The 17,987-nt window shown below is 44.3% G+C and carries 16 protein-coding genes; 10 read left to right on the top strand and 6 right to left on the bottom strand.

Annotation, left to right across the window (positions count from 1 at the left end; all coding sequences use genetic code 11):
• Positions 1-7: 7 nt before the first annotated feature.
• Complete coding sequence (locus CUR83_RS08830; RefSeq protein WP_284719502.1) at positions 8-1,288, bottom strand: LD-carboxypeptidase; 1,281 nt, start codon at positions 1,286-1,288, stop codon at positions 8-10.
• 236 nt (positions 1,289-1,524) lie between these two features.
• On the opposite strand from CUR83_RS08830, the gene CUR83_RS08835 reads away from it, so the two are divergent.
• A complete protein-coding gene (locus tag CUR83_RS08835; protein ID WP_284719503.1) occupies positions 1,525-2,004 on the top strand; it encodes a YkvA family protein in 480 nt (159 codons plus the stop codon).
• A 122-nt stretch (positions 2,005-2,126) separates the two neighbouring features.
• Here CUR83_RS08835 and CUR83_RS08840 read toward each other — a convergent pair whose 3' ends face one another.
• Complete coding sequence (locus CUR83_RS08840) at positions 2,127-2,432, bottom strand: hypothetical protein (protein ID WP_186475518.1); 306 nt, start codon at positions 2,430-2,432, stop codon at positions 2,127-2,129.
• Between the two features lie 100 nt (positions 2,433-2,532).
• The gene (locus CUR83_RS08845) at positions 2,533-3,084 is read right to left on the bottom strand and encodes a hypothetical protein (RefSeq protein ID WP_425301286.1); all 552 of its coding nucleotides are present in this window, start codon (positions 3,082-3,084) and stop codon (positions 2,533-2,535) included.
• Between the two features lie 388 nt (positions 3,085-3,472).
• Between CUR83_RS08845 and dnaQ the strand changes: the two genes are divergently transcribed.
• The 3 genes from dnaQ (at position 3,473) to nudC (ending at position 8,020) form a co-directional block, all read left to right on the top strand.
• Positions 3,473-5,113, top strand: coding sequence for a DNA polymerase III subunit epsilon (gene dnaQ / locus CUR83_RS08850; protein ID WP_093068250.1), 1,641 nt, complete (start codon positions 3,473-3,475; stop codon positions 5,111-5,113).
• A gap of 148 nt (positions 5,114-5,261) precedes the next feature.
• Positions 5,262-6,944: a hypothetical protein gene (locus CUR83_RS08855; protein ID WP_284719504.1), complete on the top strand. Its 1,683-nt coding sequence runs from the start codon at positions 5,262-5,264 to the stop codon at positions 6,942-6,944.
• A 131-nt stretch (positions 6,945-7,075) separates the two neighbouring features.
• The gene (gene nudC / locus CUR83_RS08860; RefSeq protein WP_093068242.1) at positions 7,076-8,020 is read left to right on the top strand and encodes an NAD(+) diphosphatase; all 945 of its coding nucleotides are present in this window, start codon (positions 7,076-7,078) and stop codon (positions 8,018-8,020) included.
• 65 nt (positions 8,021-8,085) lie between these two features.
• Here nudC and CUR83_RS08865 read toward each other — a convergent pair whose 3' ends face one another.
• On the bottom strand, positions 8,086-9,015 hold the full coding sequence (locus CUR83_RS08865) for a DMT family transporter (RefSeq protein ID WP_093068239.1): 930 nt from the start codon (positions 9,013-9,015) through the stop codon (positions 8,086-8,088).
• Between the two features lie 93 nt (positions 9,016-9,108).
• Between CUR83_RS08865 and CUR83_RS08870 the strand changes: the two genes are divergently transcribed.
• The 6 genes from CUR83_RS08870 (at position 9,109) to CUR83_RS08895 (ending at position 14,580) form a co-directional block, all read left to right on the top strand.
• Positions 9,109-9,999 (top strand): LysR family transcriptional regulator, encoded by an 891-nt coding sequence (locus CUR83_RS08870; RefSeq protein WP_071001831.1) that lies wholly within the window; start codon positions 9,109-9,111, stop codon positions 9,997-9,999.
• A 299-nt stretch (positions 10,000-10,298) separates the two neighbouring features.
• Positions 10,299-11,156: an RnfABCDGE type electron transport complex subunit B gene (locus CUR83_RS08875; RefSeq protein ID WP_071003639.1), complete on the top strand. Its 858-nt coding sequence runs from the start codon at positions 10,299-10,301 to the stop codon at positions 11,154-11,156.
• Positions 11,157-11,247: 91 nt separating this feature from the next.
• Complete coding sequence (gene nth / locus CUR83_RS08880) at positions 11,248-11,943, top strand: endonuclease III (RefSeq protein ID WP_058025991.1); 696 nt, start codon at positions 11,248-11,250, stop codon at positions 11,941-11,943.
• 479 nt (positions 11,944-12,422) lie between these two features.
• Positions 12,423-13,589 carry a methionine adenosyltransferase gene (gene metK, locus CUR83_RS08885; protein WP_075105952.1) on the top strand — a complete coding sequence of 389 codons (1,167 nt, stop codon included), beginning with the start codon at positions 12,423-12,425 and terminating at the stop codon, positions 13,587-13,589.
• Positions 13,590-13,672: 83 nt separating this feature from the next.
• Positions 13,673-14,032, top strand: a complete 360-nt coding sequence (locus CUR83_RS08890) for a DUF3144 domain-containing protein (RefSeq protein ID WP_071001833.1) — start codon at positions 13,673-13,675, stop codon at positions 14,030-14,032.
• Between the two features lie 206 nt (positions 14,033-14,238).
• Positions 14,239-14,580, top strand: coding sequence for a hypothetical protein (locus CUR83_RS08895; RefSeq protein ID WP_071001835.1), 342 nt, complete (start codon positions 14,239-14,241; stop codon positions 14,578-14,580).
• A 121-nt stretch (positions 14,581-14,701) separates the two neighbouring features.
• On the opposite strand, the gene CUR83_RS08900 is transcribed toward CUR83_RS08895, so the two are convergent.
• Entirely contained in the window at positions 14,702-16,345 is a 1,644-nt protein-coding gene (locus CUR83_RS08900) for a BCCT family transporter (protein ID WP_093068229.1), read from the bottom strand.
• 167 nt (positions 16,346-16,512) lie between these two features.
• Entirely contained in the window at positions 16,513-17,778 is a 1,266-nt protein-coding gene (locus tag CUR83_RS08905) for a PQQ-dependent sugar dehydrogenase (RefSeq protein WP_284719505.1), read from the bottom strand.
• Positions 17,779-17,987: the final 209 nt, after the last annotated feature.

Below are 17,987 nucleotides of genomic sequence, written 5' to 3' on the forward strand. Positions count from 1 at the left end.
TGCATGTTTACATATTCTGCCATAGGCCTTCGACATGGATAGCGTCCGCCTTGATGATTGGATAATCGCTAAAGGACAACTGGTAGCCGCCTGTTGTATTGGGCGTCAGTTGACACGTTGCGCCAAGCGGAAAGCTGTGTTTTTTGCCGATATGACCAAATCGCATGCCACTATAAATTGGTAATCCAGTCAGCTTATGTAATTGACGAATCACTGTGGCAACATCATAACGCTTGTCGTAGCTGTCCTCACCTGAACCAGACAACGCCCCAAACACAATCGCTTGTTGAGCTTTAAACACACCCGCTAAATACAAATCATACAGCATACGCTCAATACGATACGCCTGCTCGCCCACATCCTCTAAAAACACAATACCGCCCTCAATGCGCGGTAAATACTCGCTACCTGCCAGCGCAGACACCACGCTTAGGTTACCACCCCAAATCGTACCAGTGAGCACTTTGGGCTCGCCCGCTGTGAGTATGGTCGGCAGTTGCTGACTGGTTAAAGACGCATCTTGTATGGTGATCGTTAAATGAGAATCCGTTAAGGCTTTGGCGAACTGGCGACAGCTGATTTGATCGGGGGCAGTTTTGCCAAACTCGCTATAAAGCATGGGCGCGGCAAGTGAACTCATAGACCCTTTCGCCAATAGCGCACATTGGATCACAGTCACATCACTGAACCCTGCGAGTATCGTGCCGCGCTCTTTCATAATACGCCCAAGCGTTGTCCAATCAACCATGGGTAATATACGCATAGCACCATAACCACCGCGCACACCCAAAAGCAGTTTTGGCGCTGCTATCGCTCCGGTCGCGAGGTTTTGGAAGTCACTGGCACGCTGCGAGTCCGTACCTGCAAAGCGCAAATATTGACGATTGGTAATATCGGGATTACTTATTTTAAACCCAGCACAGCTCATGCGATCTAATGCCAACTGATTGCGCTCATCACTGCCGCCCACATTGGAGCTGGCAAACAGTCTGGTCTCAATCGTGGGCGTAGGGCAGCTTGTTATTAGAGAAGTTTGCGCTGAGCGCTCATCCAACAATGCAGTCGGCAGATCGTCTTTGGTCAGCTGCGAGCTATTATCTGCCTCAATGAGGCTGGCAGCCAATGCGTGAGGAATACTTTGCGCTGCTAATGCCGCAGCACCTGCGCCAACACCTATTCGGCGCAAAAACTGTCGACGGTTTAGGCCAACATTAAGCTCATCAGCTAGGTTTGACTGTAGGTTTTTATCTTCTATTGATTGCTGGATGGACGGTATTTTTGAACCCATACGTTGTTACTACCTATACATTTTTGTTTTTATGATTTATACATTGTCATCTTTTGCAGTAGCGCACATCACAAATGAAGCCGTCATACTCAAACATTGTAACGCATCTTGCCAGCAGTCAAGTTACCCAAGCCTTTACCTATATTTACTTTTTCGCTACCGAGACATACAACATGGGGCGAGTATGTTTGTTACTGTAGATACAAATTCATCGCACAAAAATAAAGGCAACAATTATGTTTACCAAGAAAAATGATAAAGAAAAAACACTCGTTTCTAATTTGAAATACTTGATTGGAAAAGAAGACAAACTTAAAGAAAAGCTAGAAGACAATAGTTATCTTGAACCTTTTAGTGATGATTTGATGCTATTTATGAGTCTAATCAAAGACTACTATAAAGGTGACTATCGTAAGATTCCTTTTAGAACCATCTCAGCTGGCGTGGTTGGCGCAATATACACACTAAACCCTATTGACCTTATCCCAGACTCTATTCCGTTTATCGGCTATATCGATGACGCACTTGTGCTCAAGTTCTGCCTAAAACAGGCCAGAAAAGATTTGCAAAAATACAAGTCGTGGAAACAAGAACAATCAGGCACCAAAAGCACATCGGAAAATGACAAGTACACAGACAAGATCAGTCATGATAACAGCAGCACTGATGATGAAGATGACAATGAAACCAGTACTGATCTCAAAAAGGCTTCATAACTAGTTATGTCTTAACCGATAATTAGCAGTTTAAAAAAAGCCACAGCCACTCACTTGGTTGTGGCTTTTTTGTTGCTTTAATCAATCTGACGCTGAACGGTTCAACCTCCAAACGTCAGATTTTAATTCGGCACATCGTAGCTCGCTTTTTCTGGATTGAGGCCAAACGAGTACACGAAAGTTGCAACCAGACTATTGACGATGATAAACGGTAAGTCAATCGCCACATGACCTAAAATATAGCGACCAATCAACCAAGAGACAATCAGCATAACGATAAAAAACCCAGCCAAGTACGCCAAAATAGCAGGATGCTTGAGATTATAAGGTTGGTCAGTCTTCGGCTGCTTTTCTAATACATACGTTCTTATCGCCCAACCCGCGGCATAAGAAAACCCACCTAACACGACATAACTAAAAAAATTCATATAGCTTGACTCTACTGATTTAAAGGCTTGTAGCAAGATCGTTTTGGAAAAATACGACTGATCATCAACGATATTTATGCTACCTATGAGCAATACTTATCTAACTACTCTCATTCACATTATCGATAATGATGTTGGCGTGTGGATTGGCCAATATATCGGTATTGACGTCGTCACACTCTACTCGATAGATGGTGTTAGCACCTCGGTAAATATAAGACAGATACTCGCTGTCTAAGAGTGGGTCGATATTGGCATAGGCAGGCTTGACATGCGCCAATACTAGCACTCGATCAGGACGTCCAATGACCGCATCGACATTATCTGGATCAATAGAGAAAAACTGCGGTATATCACTATTTTTAATCACTTCTAACGCTTCAGGCTCATCCCACACACGCTTAGCACTTGCAGGCTCTTTCATCTGCATCACCCAAGCGCCGTCTTGTTGGCTAATCTTTATTTGCGCAGGCTCGTCTTGACTCACTGTATAACAGCCTGCAAACACAGATAAATCGGTTGCCGCGACCTCAGTATCTGCCTGAGCATCACTGCTATCACTACAGCCACTCAAAAGGAGCACTGTGCTGGCCGTAGCACTGAGCATCAGATACGTCAGTCGCTTATAAAAAATACTTGAGCATAAAGACATAATAAAGCTATCCTGCGGTCATGTATGGGAGACTTGCACTGAGCGCGTTGTCATAAGAAAACTATCAAATAGCTATCTACAAATATTTTCTTTGGATACTATTGTGACAAATGTGACAAAGACAGCGCGCTGGTATTGGCTTCTTTAAAAGCATTTTCGCTAAAAAATAGACGTTTTTTAGCGAGCCAAGCTATTTTAACAGAAAACAATCAGGTTACTATTGTGTTATGCGTTGCCATCCCTAGTTTTGTGATTTTGTGCGTCACGACCACCCATATTTACGATAGATTTGTTATACTCACAGCGGCACTAGCATCGTTCAATTAGTATGAGCGCGATGCTCTAATACTACTTTTATGCTTACTATTTATCAGGTTTATACATCTCTATGTCAGACAACCGTAACGCCATGCCACACTCTAATACAAGCAACGCAACTGATCCGTTAGCCGCCAAGAAAAACATAACGGTAGCGTATACTGACGGTGCCTGCAAAGGCAATCCCGGCGCTGGCGGTTGGGGCGCGCACCTTATATTTAGCGATGGTAGCACGCAGGATTTATATGGCGGTGATACGGAAACCACCAATAATCGCATGGAGCTCATGGGTGCGATACAGGCCCTAACACATAGCTCACATGAGCAAAAACTTGAGATTTGGACAGATTCCAGCTACGTCCAAAAAGGCATCACCGAATGGATTGAAGGCTGGAAGAAAAAAGGCTGGAAAACAGCGAGCAAAAAGCCCGTCGCCAATCAAGACCTTTGGCAACAATTGGATAAGCTATGTCAACAGCGTGATGTTGATTGGCACTGGGTTAAGGGTCACGCTGGACATGCCGGTAATGAAAAAGCAGACGAACTGGCAAACTTAGGGGTTACGTCAAACAGTGGTCACTCCTCTATGATAAAAGAATCTGTGGCACAAAAACCTGTGATAAACGAATCAGACGCCCCTAAAAAAAAAGACCGCATAGCGACTGATAAAAAACCTGTCGCCAATGATGATTGGCTAAAGTTCGACCCATTGGGTCTAGATATGGTAGATGACGAGTTTGAGGATGTGTCAGAAGATGAGTTACGAATCAATGACAGTCAACATAGCCATGAAGCACGTATGATGCATAATGATGTCATGGTAGAGACTCCTCACCATCCAGACAACGCACCCAAAATGATGAGTAATAAAGCCATGCCAGAAGCCCAAGTACCCATGAATGATACCGACATGACTAGTGATATCCCACCTATAGATACTGATACACCCAAGTTTGATGGGGATACGAGTCGTGCCAATCCTCATTTCAAACCGCTATTGCCAAAACCGATACATCGTCATGAAGCAAATCGTCAGCTCATCATGGATACAGAGACCACAGGACTGGACGCATTAAAAGGCGACCGTATCATTGAGATCGGTATTGTTGAGATGGTTGGGCGTAAATTTACTGGTGAAAAACTACACGTCTATATCAATCCGCAGCGTGGCATGGATGATGAAGTTATTCGTATTCATGGGATCTCTGAGGCATTTTTGGCGGACAAGCCCACCTTTGATCAAGTTGCCCAGTCATTATACGACTTTATGGATGGTGCTGAGATTATCGCTCACAACGCCACCTTTGATATGAACTTCTTAAACATGGAGTTTGCGAAAGTCGGTCTCAATGACTTTGCTGAGCGCGTACAAGTGACCGATTCACTGGTCATGGCAAAGCAGCAATATCCTGGACAAAAGAATACATTGGATGCCCTCGTACGTCGTCTGGACGTTGGTAAGCAAGACCGTACCTTTCACGGCGCCTTACTTGACTCAGAGATTTTAGCCGAAGTCTACTTGGCGATGACTGGCGGTCAAGTGACGCTTGCCATTGAAGAAGACGCACCCACAGAGGGCGGGCAAACTGCCCATACCAGTTTTGCCAATCTGGCCAATTTATTGCTAGCATCGACGTCAGATGAGACTACCAACCAAAGCTGGTACGCTTCTCTTGCAGAGGACTACCCTGAGCTAAAAGCCAATATGTAGCCGCTACATCAAGCCTGAATTACACCGACATTTGTACAATATAGCCTTGATTATTATCATATAAAACGTTAAAACATCATTAACCAATATTTTTACTACCCCATTGATACCATCGTCATTCTCATCAGTACATTATGGAAAAATACTTATGGACCAGTCTGCGCAAATGAAGTTAACCGCCCCCACGCTTAGTGTTACTGATTTCAACCTACCGTCACTCCACTTATTGCATGATGAGATTATCGCAACGCTCAAAGATACTGAGATTCATCTGAGCGAATTCAATGACGATAGTAGCCAAGCACCTTTATTGCTAGATTCTATTAGCGTTTTAAAGCAGCTGTCTTGTATTTTTAAACTGATTTCTCTTGTTGGTGCAGAAGTGTTAAACAATGCGATCGTTGACGGTCTACAGCGCCTTTATGACAACGGCGACAACAATGACACGGCTCTCATCATGGATTTATCAGAAGCCATTATGACTTTAGATCGCTATGTCGAGTTTGTATTATTGACTGAGTCGGTAGAGCCTACTTTGTTATTGCCAGTGGTTAATAATCTCAATGCGCATGGACAAAAACCACCAATGACGGTCGAGGACTTTTCTACTTTTGGGAGCAGTAGCGTCATCATTGCTAACCCAGAGAAAAACTTTGAACCACTAAGCGCGCTCAATTTGGATACAAAACTCCTGACCTATGCCTATCGTAGCGGTCTTGGCGTTGCCCTACTCAATCAAGATGGCAATATTGACTCAAACGATCAGCAAAAACTCGATGCCATGAGTGCTGCCTGCGCTTTGATCGCATCAAATAGTAACAGCCTATTTTGGCAAGCAGCAGCGACTGCTGTGACAGATATTGCCGCGGTCTTACCGTTGAACGTGAGCCAAAAGCATACGCTGATTTATGTGGAGCAGCAGTTCCAAAGCTACTTACCTGTGATAGATACACGTTTTGCAGACTTAGTTAATTTTGCCTGTCAGCGTGATACTGTTGAGGCGCAGCAATTACGTGAGCAGTACGCAAGTAACTATCTAGAAGGCGATCAGCTTGATGAGATGAAGCGTTTCTTATTTGGTCCCAATCGCGCACTCACCGATACACTAAATGACATTATTCAGTCTCAAATCAATAATATTAAAGAAAATGTCGACAGCTATGCACGCGGCGACTCCATCAATCCTGTTGATATGCAAACTGCCCAGATCATTGAAGAGTTGACTGAACTGAGCTCAGCACTGCGCCTGCTAGGATTGTCCAATGCAGCTGATAGTCTTATCACAGCGGCGGGTGCGGTCAGCCATTGGCAGGCGCCTTCGCCGGATGACTTTGATCACTTATTACTGGCATTGATGCATGCAGAGAATGCTACAATTGCAATGGCAGAGATGCATACCCCAGGGGCGATCTACTTACCACTGAATAATCAGCATATCTCATTGCATCAGCTCAATACATCATACGATACTCTCATACAAGAAAGCCGTACCGCCATTGCAAGTGCCGAGCAAGCAATTAACGACTATTTGGCAGAGCCTGAACGCGACATGCTTAATATTCAGAATATACCGGGAATGATGCGCCAAGTGGCAGGTGCATTGCGCTTTTTACATTTGCCAACACCCGCCAGCATGCTTGGTCAATTAGCCATTTATATCGAAAAACGCATAGAGAGTGGACGACGTATCGAAGACGATACACTGGCTTATATTGCTGATGTGATTATGGCGGTCGATCATCATCTGGATGGTTTTGAGAACCATCGTCCTGTCAGTAAACAAGCGCTTGACGTTGGCCAGCAAAGCTTAAGTCATCTACTTGCTGCTTAGTACTGCTTGCACAGGTTTTATCGTCGCCATTTTGTCATTTTGCGGCGATAAAACTTAATCAGAATACTTCACGTTAAATAAGTCTGTATCTAAATCGATACGGATTTGCTTCAAACTGTTTGGAATCTTTTATGGCCCATGCTTTTATATTGAGTGATGACACTGTTTTATGCCGTCAAATGCCAGATGGTTGGTGGCCATTACAAATCCAACTACCACAGAGTCGTACTGGTTCAGACGAGCAAGCTTATCGGCTCGGTCACGTGACGCTACATGAGAGTCTATCGCCAAATCACTGGCAATCTGATGATAATAATAATATGGATAGCCTTTCATCTGATTTGATCAATGAAAACACTGCCCAAACCTTCACTGCGCCGTCCACCACTGCCATGACTTATGATTACGCAGTCGCTCATAACGTGACGCTGCCTATCATCGCCGAAAGCAGTACTGATACCTTTGTCCCTTATCGACAGCTGATAAATAACATACCTGTTGCCCTATCTGACCAGATCAGTCAAGCGATACAGTTATTAAGGTGGCAAGCAGATACGCAGTTCTGTAGTCGCTGTGCCAGTCCTACCGTACATGCTGACCAAGACGAGCGCGCCATGGTTTGTCCAGTATGCCAGCTGCGCCAGTATCCTCGCGTCCAGCCATGTGTGATTACGGCGATTACCCGCCCAAACCCAGTAACAGATGAAATGCAAATCTTACTCGCGCACCATCACCGTCACGGACAGCAAAAACTGCCGCCCATGTATGGTTTGATCGCTGGGTTTGTCGAGGTCGGTGAAAGCCTAGAGCATGCGGTGGTACGTGAGGTGGCAGAAGAGGTCAATATCAGCGTATCAGATATTCGTTATGTGAGTAGCCAGCCTTGGCCATTTCCCTCCAATTTGATGCTTGGGTTCCGTGCCTCTTATGCCAGTGGCGATATTATTATTCAAGAAGACGAACTGGCGCATGCTGATTTTTTTGATCTCTCTAACCTGCCAAAGATTCCACCAAAGGGCAGTATCGCTCGAGAATTGATCGATCAGATTGCCAAAGAACAAGGCATTTTATTATGAAATTAAATGACACTGACACTGGCAGCTCATTTTAGCGGCTAATGTCAGTGCCTACTGCGTTTCACTTAGACATTATGGACGGTCAGACGCTGATATTGCCATTTGACAAGTCTGGGTATCAATAGCCCTGCAATCACAATCGCCATACCTAATAATTGCAAAGCGGTCACTTGCTGACCGTAAGCAAAGGCCGTGAGCGCAGCAAACACTGGCACAAAATTAAAGAATAATGACGCATTAGCAGCGCCCAACTGCTTGACGCCAGAGATCCACAATAGATAACCGCCAACCGTGCCGAAGACGCCAATAAATATCAAGTCGCCAAAGACACTGCGACTGATGGCTAAGCTTTCTTGCAATGGATGTACCTCTGCACTAAATAACACCATGAGCGATATCACCCCAAGACCTGACAGCATACCGACCAAGGTATAAGGAATCATTGGCATCCAGCGACTGATACCTTGAGTCAGATAAGTATAGAGACTCCAGCACAGCATACCTAAAAAAATCATTTGATCGCCATGGTTAAATTCAAACCCTAGCAGTTTGGCAAATGCGCCATCGGTCAGTACCAGCAGTACGCCAGAGAGACAAACCACCAAACTAAACAGCGCGCCTTTGGTAGGAAACTGGCGCTGCGCTATAGAACCAATCAATGAAGTAACCAGCGGGCTAAGCGCCATAATCAACGCACCATTATTGGCATTGGTCTGTTCAAGCCCAGTAAACAGCCCCAAGTTTAAGCCACCAACACCAATGATGGATACACCAATCGCCCACGCCCATTGTTTGGGTGTGAGAGTAGGGATTGGCATGTGTTTATATTTTGTATAAAGATACAGACACACCGAGGCAATGCTAAAACGCCACATGACTAAGGTTAATGCGTTTACTTCACTCAAGGCATGCTTGCCGACAGGAAAACTTGCGCCCCAGAGAAACGTACACAGTAATAAATATAGGACGGCGGTGGTGTTCGCTGAACGGCTCATATTGCACCCAAAAAACTTGCGAAAAGATAAGCACCAGTGTATATATTTTAAATACGGTATAAACAAGCAATAACGAGAGCATAGATTCTGAATATGAAATTTAACTACTCCCTCGATGACATGCGCAGTTTTTGCGCGGTTGTCCGCTACGGCAGCTTTCGCCAAGCCTCTATAATGCTTGACATGCCCCTATCGACATTGAGTCGCCGAGTTGCCAAACTAGAAGCAGATCTGGCACTTAGGTTGCTCAACCGAGATGCGCACCGCGTACAGTTGACCCATGCAGGGCAACAATATTATAAGAGCAGCGCCCATCTCTTTGATGAATTAGAAAACGTCGCGTGTTGCTTACTACAAGATAAAAATGAGGCCAAAGGCACAATCAGAATCAGCGCCCCTGTCAATTTTGGTAGTGATATTTTAGCGCCGCATTTCAATGCTTTTTTAAAACAATATCCAGATATCCATTTAGATTTGCGTCTGTCCAATCAGACCATTGATATTGACGCGCAAGCTATTGATGTCGCTTTTCGTATTGGTGAACACAGTGCCAATCATTGGATTGGGCGGCAGCTGACCAATATTCGCTTTATCATTTGTGCAGCCAGCGATATCGATGTATCCGATATCCAAACGCCCAATGATTTGGCAGGCTACCCTACGGTACTGTGCACCCCTATGTCTACTTGGCATCTACAGCATCGTATAACGGGCGAGGTACAGACGCATCAGCCAACAAATAATATCCGTCTAAAAGTTGATAATATTAGTTTACTAACGGGGGCTATTGCGGATGGTATCGGTCTAGGTTTCATCCCCGATTATGATGCACAGCCTTTGATCACATCAGGCGGTTTGCAGCAAGTATTGCCTGATTGGAATAACCAACCTAGAGGCTGCCAGATGCTCTATCGCGACCGTGATAACATGCCTCATCGCATGCATCTATTAATTGATTTTATCCTCAAGCGTTTTGGTAAGTAGACATTCCGCAAACGCTCACCGAGAATAAATGCATCACAATATCATTGATCTTATGCTTTAATTTTTAATGTTAAAGACTAGGTTTTCGACCCTGATGTTTTACGGCTTTAAATGTGTTAATCTTCGCAGCGCAACAGCGATCAATACGGCTGGGTGATTGACTATTTGATATAGAACGTCAGTACAAAGATCCATAATTTGCCTATAAAATATGCAATCAATAGTCACTTATCTACCTAGCCACTGACAGACATAAGTGACAGTCGCTAATGATGACCGATACTAAGGCCAGTAATACCATGTCCCAAACCGACACCCATCCTCAAAGTACTGAACAGACACGCTTGACAGATTTACCGATCTTGTTTAAGTCGCTGCACATTGATACCCTGCCAAATGATGTACAGACAAAAATTGCACGCGTTGATGCTTGTCTGCCGCAAACGCAATGCGGGCTTTGTGAGCATCCAGATGGCTGCTTGCCTTACGCCACTGCTATCGTATTAAAGGGTGAGCCATACAATAAATGTGTGCCTGGTGGCCAGCCAGTAACGGACGCTATCGCTCAGACAATTGGGATAGATACTCATCTGACAGCCGCACCATCACAATGGCCGATAGACATGACATCAGGACGTCCAACAGAGGTTCGTGCTGTGATTCGTGAAGACGACTGTATCGGCTGTACCAAATGTATTCCGGCTTGTCCAGTGGATGCTATCGTCGGTACTGGCAAACACATGCATACGATTTTTACCGATTTGTGCACAGGCTGTGAGCTATGTATCGCACCCTGCCCTGTTGATTGTATCGACTTGGTCATTGTCGAGCGTGAGCTTTCTCCCTTTGAGAGAGTAGCCGAACAAGAAGACTTGAGACAGCGCTACCACACGCATCTCAAACGCGTGACAGAACAACTGGCTGATACCAGCAATAGCAAACCTGTGGTCAGCATGGTAGAGGCCAAGCTCAACAATGCAACGAGCCAATCGCTAAATATTAGCGAAGCACAAGCAAAGAATACCATTGCAGCGGCTAAACTACGTACCAAAATCAAAAAACTCGAAAAGCAGCTCAGCGTGCGCGCCAATGATAAAAAACAAATGGAGCTTGAAGGCTTGCAAGCAGAGCTCGACGCATTACAAGCGGTGCTGTGATTACGTGATTGATACTTTAATAACTCATATAAATGCCATCGCTAGCATATAATTTTGCAACACCACTCACTAAAATAATAGTTAAAACACCATGAGTAAAACGGTCAAACATAAAACAGCCGATACACCGCCCTCTAGAAGAATGCCCAATCGCGATGTGCGTCCATTTTTTGAAAAGCTAGCGGCGACGATTGACGAGCCTGTCACCGAGCTAAATTACGGCAGTAATTTCGAGCTGCTCATCGCCGTTATCTTATCTGCACAGGCAACTGATGTGAGCGTCAATATTGCCACTCAGCAGTTGTACCCCGTGGCGAACACACCTGAAGCTATACTGGCACTAGGCGAAGAAGGTCTAAAGACGTATATCAAAAATATTGGCTTATATAACGCAAAAGCCAAAAATGTCATCAAGACTTGCCGCGATTTGATTGAAAAGTTTGATAGCACCGTCCCTGACAACCGCAAAGATCTAGAATCATTAGCTGGTGTGGGGCGTAAAACCGCCAACGTAGTTTTGAATACTGCTTTTGGTCAGCCAACCATGGCGGTCGACACGCATATCTTTCGCGTCGGCAATCGTACTGGACTCGCTACTGGTAAAACGGTGCTCATCGTCGAAAACAAACTGGTCGAGCGTATACCCGATGACTTTATCGTTGATGCGCATCATTATCTTATTTTGCACGGGCGCTATACCTGCCAAGCGCGTACACCCAAATGCGGCGCTTGCCCCGTCTATGAAGAGTGCATGTTTAAAGATAAAGCGACCTTTTTAGAACTATAACGTAGTGACACTCCTGTCTCAAAGACAAACTTATGTAGCCATGAACTGGCAAGTACCTACGTTTTACGACAGTGAATCACTTGTTGAGCATTTCTTATAGTATAGCAAGTGCTGCTCACTAGAGTTTTATAACGTTTCAGGGTAGAATAACCCTATTTTGTGTTAAGAGATTTTGGCAATTACCCCGCTTCTGATAAGGCAATCTGCACACTGACAGTAGCCTATTAGAGCGAACATTGACCTAACTCTCTACCGCCATAGCCATAAAAGCTTATTATCATTGCTCCATATATGAATTGATTGAATGATAGTAGGTCTAGATTTTAGCCAAATTGATGACAAAAACTTTGTTCAACACCGATTTTTAGCATTGAGAAATACCGATTATCTGCCGCGTAAATGCGTGGTCAACATTAATTAGAGCAGCACCCAGAGTGTTGCTTTTCCTACCTTTATTGATTCAATTAAGCGATCCCATTATGCGTGAATACAACTTATTTACCTCCGAATCTGTGAGCGAAGGCCACCCTGACAAAATGGCTGACCAAATATCAGACGCCATCCTTGATGCTATCTTACGTGAAGACTTACACGCACGTGTGGCCTGCGAAACTTTAGTAAAAACAGGCGCGGTGATACTTGCCGGTGAAATCACCACAACTGCCAATATCGATTTAGAGCGGCTGGTGCGTGACACGGTCAACGGCATTGGTTATCACCACTCAGATTTGGGTTTTGATGGCGAGACTTGTGCGGTCATCAATATGCTGGGTAAGCAGTCTCCTGAAATCGCTCAAGGTGTCGATCGTCATGATCCTGAAGAGCAAGGTGCAGGCGATCAAGGTTTAATGTTTGGTTACGCCAGTAATGAAACTGATGTATTAATGCCGGCCCCTATTGAATATGCCCATCGTTTGATGGAGCGTCAATCTGAGCTGCGCCGTGCAGGCGAGCTACCATGGCTCCGTCCTGATGCCAAAGCGCAGGTTACCTTGAAGTATGATGGCAACCGTCCTGCTGCAATCGATGCGGTCGTTCTATCAACTCAGCATGATCCGAGCATCTCGCAGTCTGATCTGCAAGAAGCAGTGATGGAATCTATCATCAAGCAAGTGCTACCGGCTGATCTGTTACATGCGGGTACACGCTACCATATCAATCCAACGGGTAAGTTTGTCATTGGTGGTCCTGTGGGTGATGCAGGCTTAACAGGCCGCAAAATCATTGTCGATACTTACGGCGGTATGGCACGTCATGGGGGCGGTGCTTTTAGTGGTAAAGATCCCTCAAAAGTAGATCGCAGTGCTGCTTATGCGGTACGTTATGTGGCCAAAAACATCGTCGCAGCTGGTCTTGCTGATCGCTGTGAAGTACAAGTCAGTTACGCGATTGGGGTTGCTGAGCCAACGTCTATCTCTGTCAACACTTTTGGCACGAGCAAAATCAGTAACGATGAAATCATTCGCCTGATTCGTACTCATTTTGATTTGCGTCCTTATGGCATCACTCGTATGCTGAACCTATTACAGCCAATGTATCAGCAGACGGCTACCTTTGGACATTTTGGTCGTCAAGGCTCAGAAACTGCCTTTACTTGGGAAAAAACAGACAAAGCAGATATCTTAAAAGCAGACGCTGGCTTATAAGGGTCATAGAGTCATTACGTTGAATCATTTACAAACCGCCTTTATATACTAAAATTATCGACACTTATTATTAGGAGCAGCTTATGTCTCAAGACAGCAACACTCAAGACAACAATGTGGATGCAAGCATTGAAATCACCCCTGAAATGCAGGCGTTTTACCAACGCGCTGATGCTATCATCGGTGTCGCCAATAGTCAGCTAGGCCCTGATGCCCATTCAGGACAGGTAGGTGCTTCTTTGTTATATGCTGCCGCACGCTACAGCGCCTCTGTGGCCTCGATTGGCTTCGTGAAAGCCGATGATTTTGCCAAAGAAAAAGACGATATCGTCGAGTTTTATGTCAAACAATATCGCCAGATGCTAAGTGACAATTTGACAGATTATGCACAAAATTTCGATAAATATGTGCAGCTAAACAAAGATGATAAGCCAGCTGAATAAGTTGCTATTCTTATCTAGGTAGATATTCTGCTGTGACAATCATCTGTATTTAACAAAAAACCCAAGCCGCTCAAGCTTGGGTTTTTTGTATTATGTTATTGAGTCCATAGCCATTCATTAGTTATTATAAAACTTTAAGTGCTATATCGATCTATCAATAACGTGACGAGCGGTAATAGAACGCTTGCAAATAAGGACATCACATCATGCAAAAAACGCTATCTAAATTATCACTGCCTACACTGGCGCAATCCCTCAAACCATCATTAGCTGTCGTCTCCTTGGTATTAGCACTGGCGGGTTGCAGCGCTACGCCTGGCGCAGTTACTCCCACGCAACCTGCAACAGATAACAGTCAAATGCTTGAAAACACCTTAACTCACTGTCCAACCTCTCGCTCTGAGAAGACCATGTGTACCATGCAATATGATCCAGTCTGTGTAAAAACGAAAGTTGGCTCAGTGATAAGCTACCGTACAGCAGGTAATGCTTGCTCGGCCTGTAACATACCTGAGGCCATTAGTTATACCAAAGGTGAATGCAGTTAATTCATAAGAATACTTCATTCCAAAAAATATATTTGAGTAGCCACAAAGAAGCCCCAATTTAAAAATAAATTGGGGCTTCTATTAATGATTAGAACAATGGTTAAAATAACGATTTTACTGCTTAGTCACCCTTAACAATCTTAGGTGGGCCTTTGAGTAAATGCTCATCAACAAACTCATCTGCAGAGTTATGATCTGCTGACTCATCTGTGATATAGCTTTGCTGCGCACGGTAAAGAATCAGACGATCACGTCCTAATCCGCGTAACAACGCATACATTATGACAAAAACCACTAAAGCAAATGGCAATCCTGCTACGATGGCAGCTGCCTGCAAAGCAGACAATCCACCAGCCGCTAACAATATGGCAGCGATAACGCCTTCTGTGGTTGCCCAAAACAAACGCTGAATCTTTGGTGGATTGGTATCGCCACCAGCGGTCAGCATATCGATAACAAAACTGGCCGAATCTGACGAAGTCACAAACCAAAGCATAATCATGACAACAATCATTAACGTAATCGGTTTGGCTAGTGGGTAGTACTCAACTAGCTTAAAGATTGCGCTACCGGTATCTGCTTGTACTGCTTCAACCAAACCTGGGCTAATACCTGTCACAGCAGAGGCAAGCTCCATATGAATCGCTACGCCACCAAAGGTCGTGAACCAAAAGAACAAGATAAGCATAGGGATTAACAGTACCCCAAACGTAAACTCACGGATGGTACGACCACGAGAGATACGGGCAATAAAGATACCAACGAATGGTGCCCAGCTCACCCACCATGCCCAATAAAATATCGTCCAAGCACTTTGCCAATCTGTTCCACTATAAGACTCGCCCCACGTACCCAAAGGCACGAGTACAGTCAGATAGTTGCCGATATTTTCGATAAAGCTATCAAAGATAAAGAGCGTTGGCCCTAAAGCCACCATGAATACCAATAAAACGATTGTAAAACCGATATTGATATCACTAAGGCGCTTAATACCTTTATCCAGACCCATCATAACGGAAGCGGCTGCAAGCGCTGTGATGAAAGCTATCAAACCGAACTGTACAGTGAGACTATTCGGCATGCCAAATAGTTTCTCAAGTCCCGCATTGATCTGCATCACTCCAAGCCCGAGTGAGGTGACCACACCAAACATCGTACCGAACACGGCCAAGATATCGACCGTATGCCCCCAGCGACCATAGATTCTTTTGCCGAGCAAAGGATACAAAGTTGAGCGAATCGATAAAGGCAAACCGCGACGAAAATGAAAATACGCTAACGACAGTGCCACAATCGTATAGATGCCCCAAGCGTGTAGACCCCAATGCATAAATGAGATATTCATCGCTTGCTTTGCGGCTTCAACCGTTTCGGCCTCGCCCATTGGTGGTGCCATAAAGTGATACAACGGCTCCGCTGTACCCCAGTAGACAAGGCCAATACCAATACCAGCAGAGAACAACATACCAATCCAAGAAAACAGATTGTACTGTGGTCGCTCCGTTTGGTTACCTAAACGAATATCACCATAGCGACTCATTCCTAAGTAAATGCAAAGCCCAAGCGCTGTATTCACTAAGATAATAAATAACCAACCGAACTTATCGGTAATAAAATTCTGTAAAAAACTAAAAACCGCCCCTGCTGTTTCAGTGAAAAGTGCGCCGAAAATAATAAATCCAACGATCAACAGTGACGATGTAATAAACACAGGTTTACTCACCCGTGGAAAAGGTCCTAATCTGCCTACTTTTACTTCTTCCATGTGCAAGTCTCAAAATTTAAGGAATATTACCTTAACAAAATAGGCTTTAACTATCAATCAATTACAAAATAAAACTTGATAAAACCTTTAAATTATTCTAATAAGATTGATAGTTTTTTTTAAAAGGTCTACATAAATACAGATCTAAAAGCAGCTTTATCATGATGTTATTTAGGCAATAATCTGAGTAATCGTCCACCATCACCATCTTCCAATACCCACACTTGTCCATCGACTGCCAGCACGCTACGAACACGCTCACCCATGTCATAACGATAGCGTTCAGTAGCACTATCATCTTCATCGACACTTACGACAATAAGCGCTTTTGAAGATAAACCACTGATTAAAAAATCGCCTTGTAATGCTGGAAAGTCATTGTGGCTACCAGCCGTATATAGACTCAGTGATGACGGTGAAATAACGGGTGTCCATGTGATTTTAGGCATTTCAAACTCAGGGCGAGTGTCGTGATCTGGGATTGGTGTACCTGAATAATTACGACCATTTGATACAATCGGCCAGCCGTAGTTTTTGCCTTTTTCAATCAGATTAAATTCATCACCGCCCTTTGGCCCCATCTCGTTTGCCCAAAGCCTGCCGCTTTCATCAAATCTTATGCCGAGCACATTGCGATTGCCCATTGTCCAAAACTGAGAGGCAATGTCATTGCTATCATTGACAAATGGATTGTCCTTTGGAACCGAGCCGTCAGCATACAATCTAATAATCTTACCTAGATTCATGCTCATATTTTGTGCAGGCTCTTTTTTCTGGCGTTCTCCTGAGCTGATATATAGATACTGTCCATCAGGTGAAAACAATAAGCGATGGCTATAATGACCTTGCCCCGTGACTTTTGGAGATTGCTCCCAAATAGGCGTGATGACCTGTAGTGTGGGCGCATTTGTGCCTAATCCTGCCAGTGTCGCTTTGATTACTTTTGCCCCAAACTTATTACTATCACCCCCCTTTCCTGCTTCTACGTAGCTGATATATACAGCATTAGAAGTCGCAAAATCTGGTGCTAATATAATATCTCCCAAACCACCTTGACCACCATAGGCCACTTTAGGGATGCCTGCTACTTGTGTCTTGCTACCCGTCGCCGTGTCTACAATGAATAACTCTCCTGTTTTTTGCGTCACTAGTAGTTTGGGCGCTTTGCCATCTATACTGGGTAGTGCTGTCATAGCCCAAGGCTCATCAAAAGTGGCGACCGCTTTGGTTGTAAACTCAGGCTTGTCTGCGCTAACTTGAGCATCACTTGTCCGCATATCTGCTTTAGAGATTTGGCTCTCTTTCTGTTCTGGTACGTTGTTGCTGGTATTGACGGTTGCAGGATTGGAGCAAGCTGATGTGCTAAACAATAAAGCCGCAATGAGTAACGGCGATGTTAAGGGCAGACTTACACGTTCAATAGGGGTTGTCATGGTTTTGTCCTTTCTATCCCATTGGCATTTATTTTATTGGTCATCTATTTATTTATAGCATAGTCTTGATATTTAAGAGATATTTAAATGGTAAAAAAACAGTAACGCAAAATACCACCATAAACGAAAAACCCCTTACCTACGATTGTAGATAAGGGGTTTGTTTTAAACGTACAGTCAGGTCATAAAGACCTCAAGGCTAGAAGTGA

It is taken from the genome of Psychrobacter pocilloporae (assembly GCF_029872915.1).
GTDB classification, from domain to species: domain Bacteria; phylum Pseudomonadota; class Gammaproteobacteria; order Pseudomonadales; family Moraxellaceae; genus Psychrobacter; species Psychrobacter pacificensis.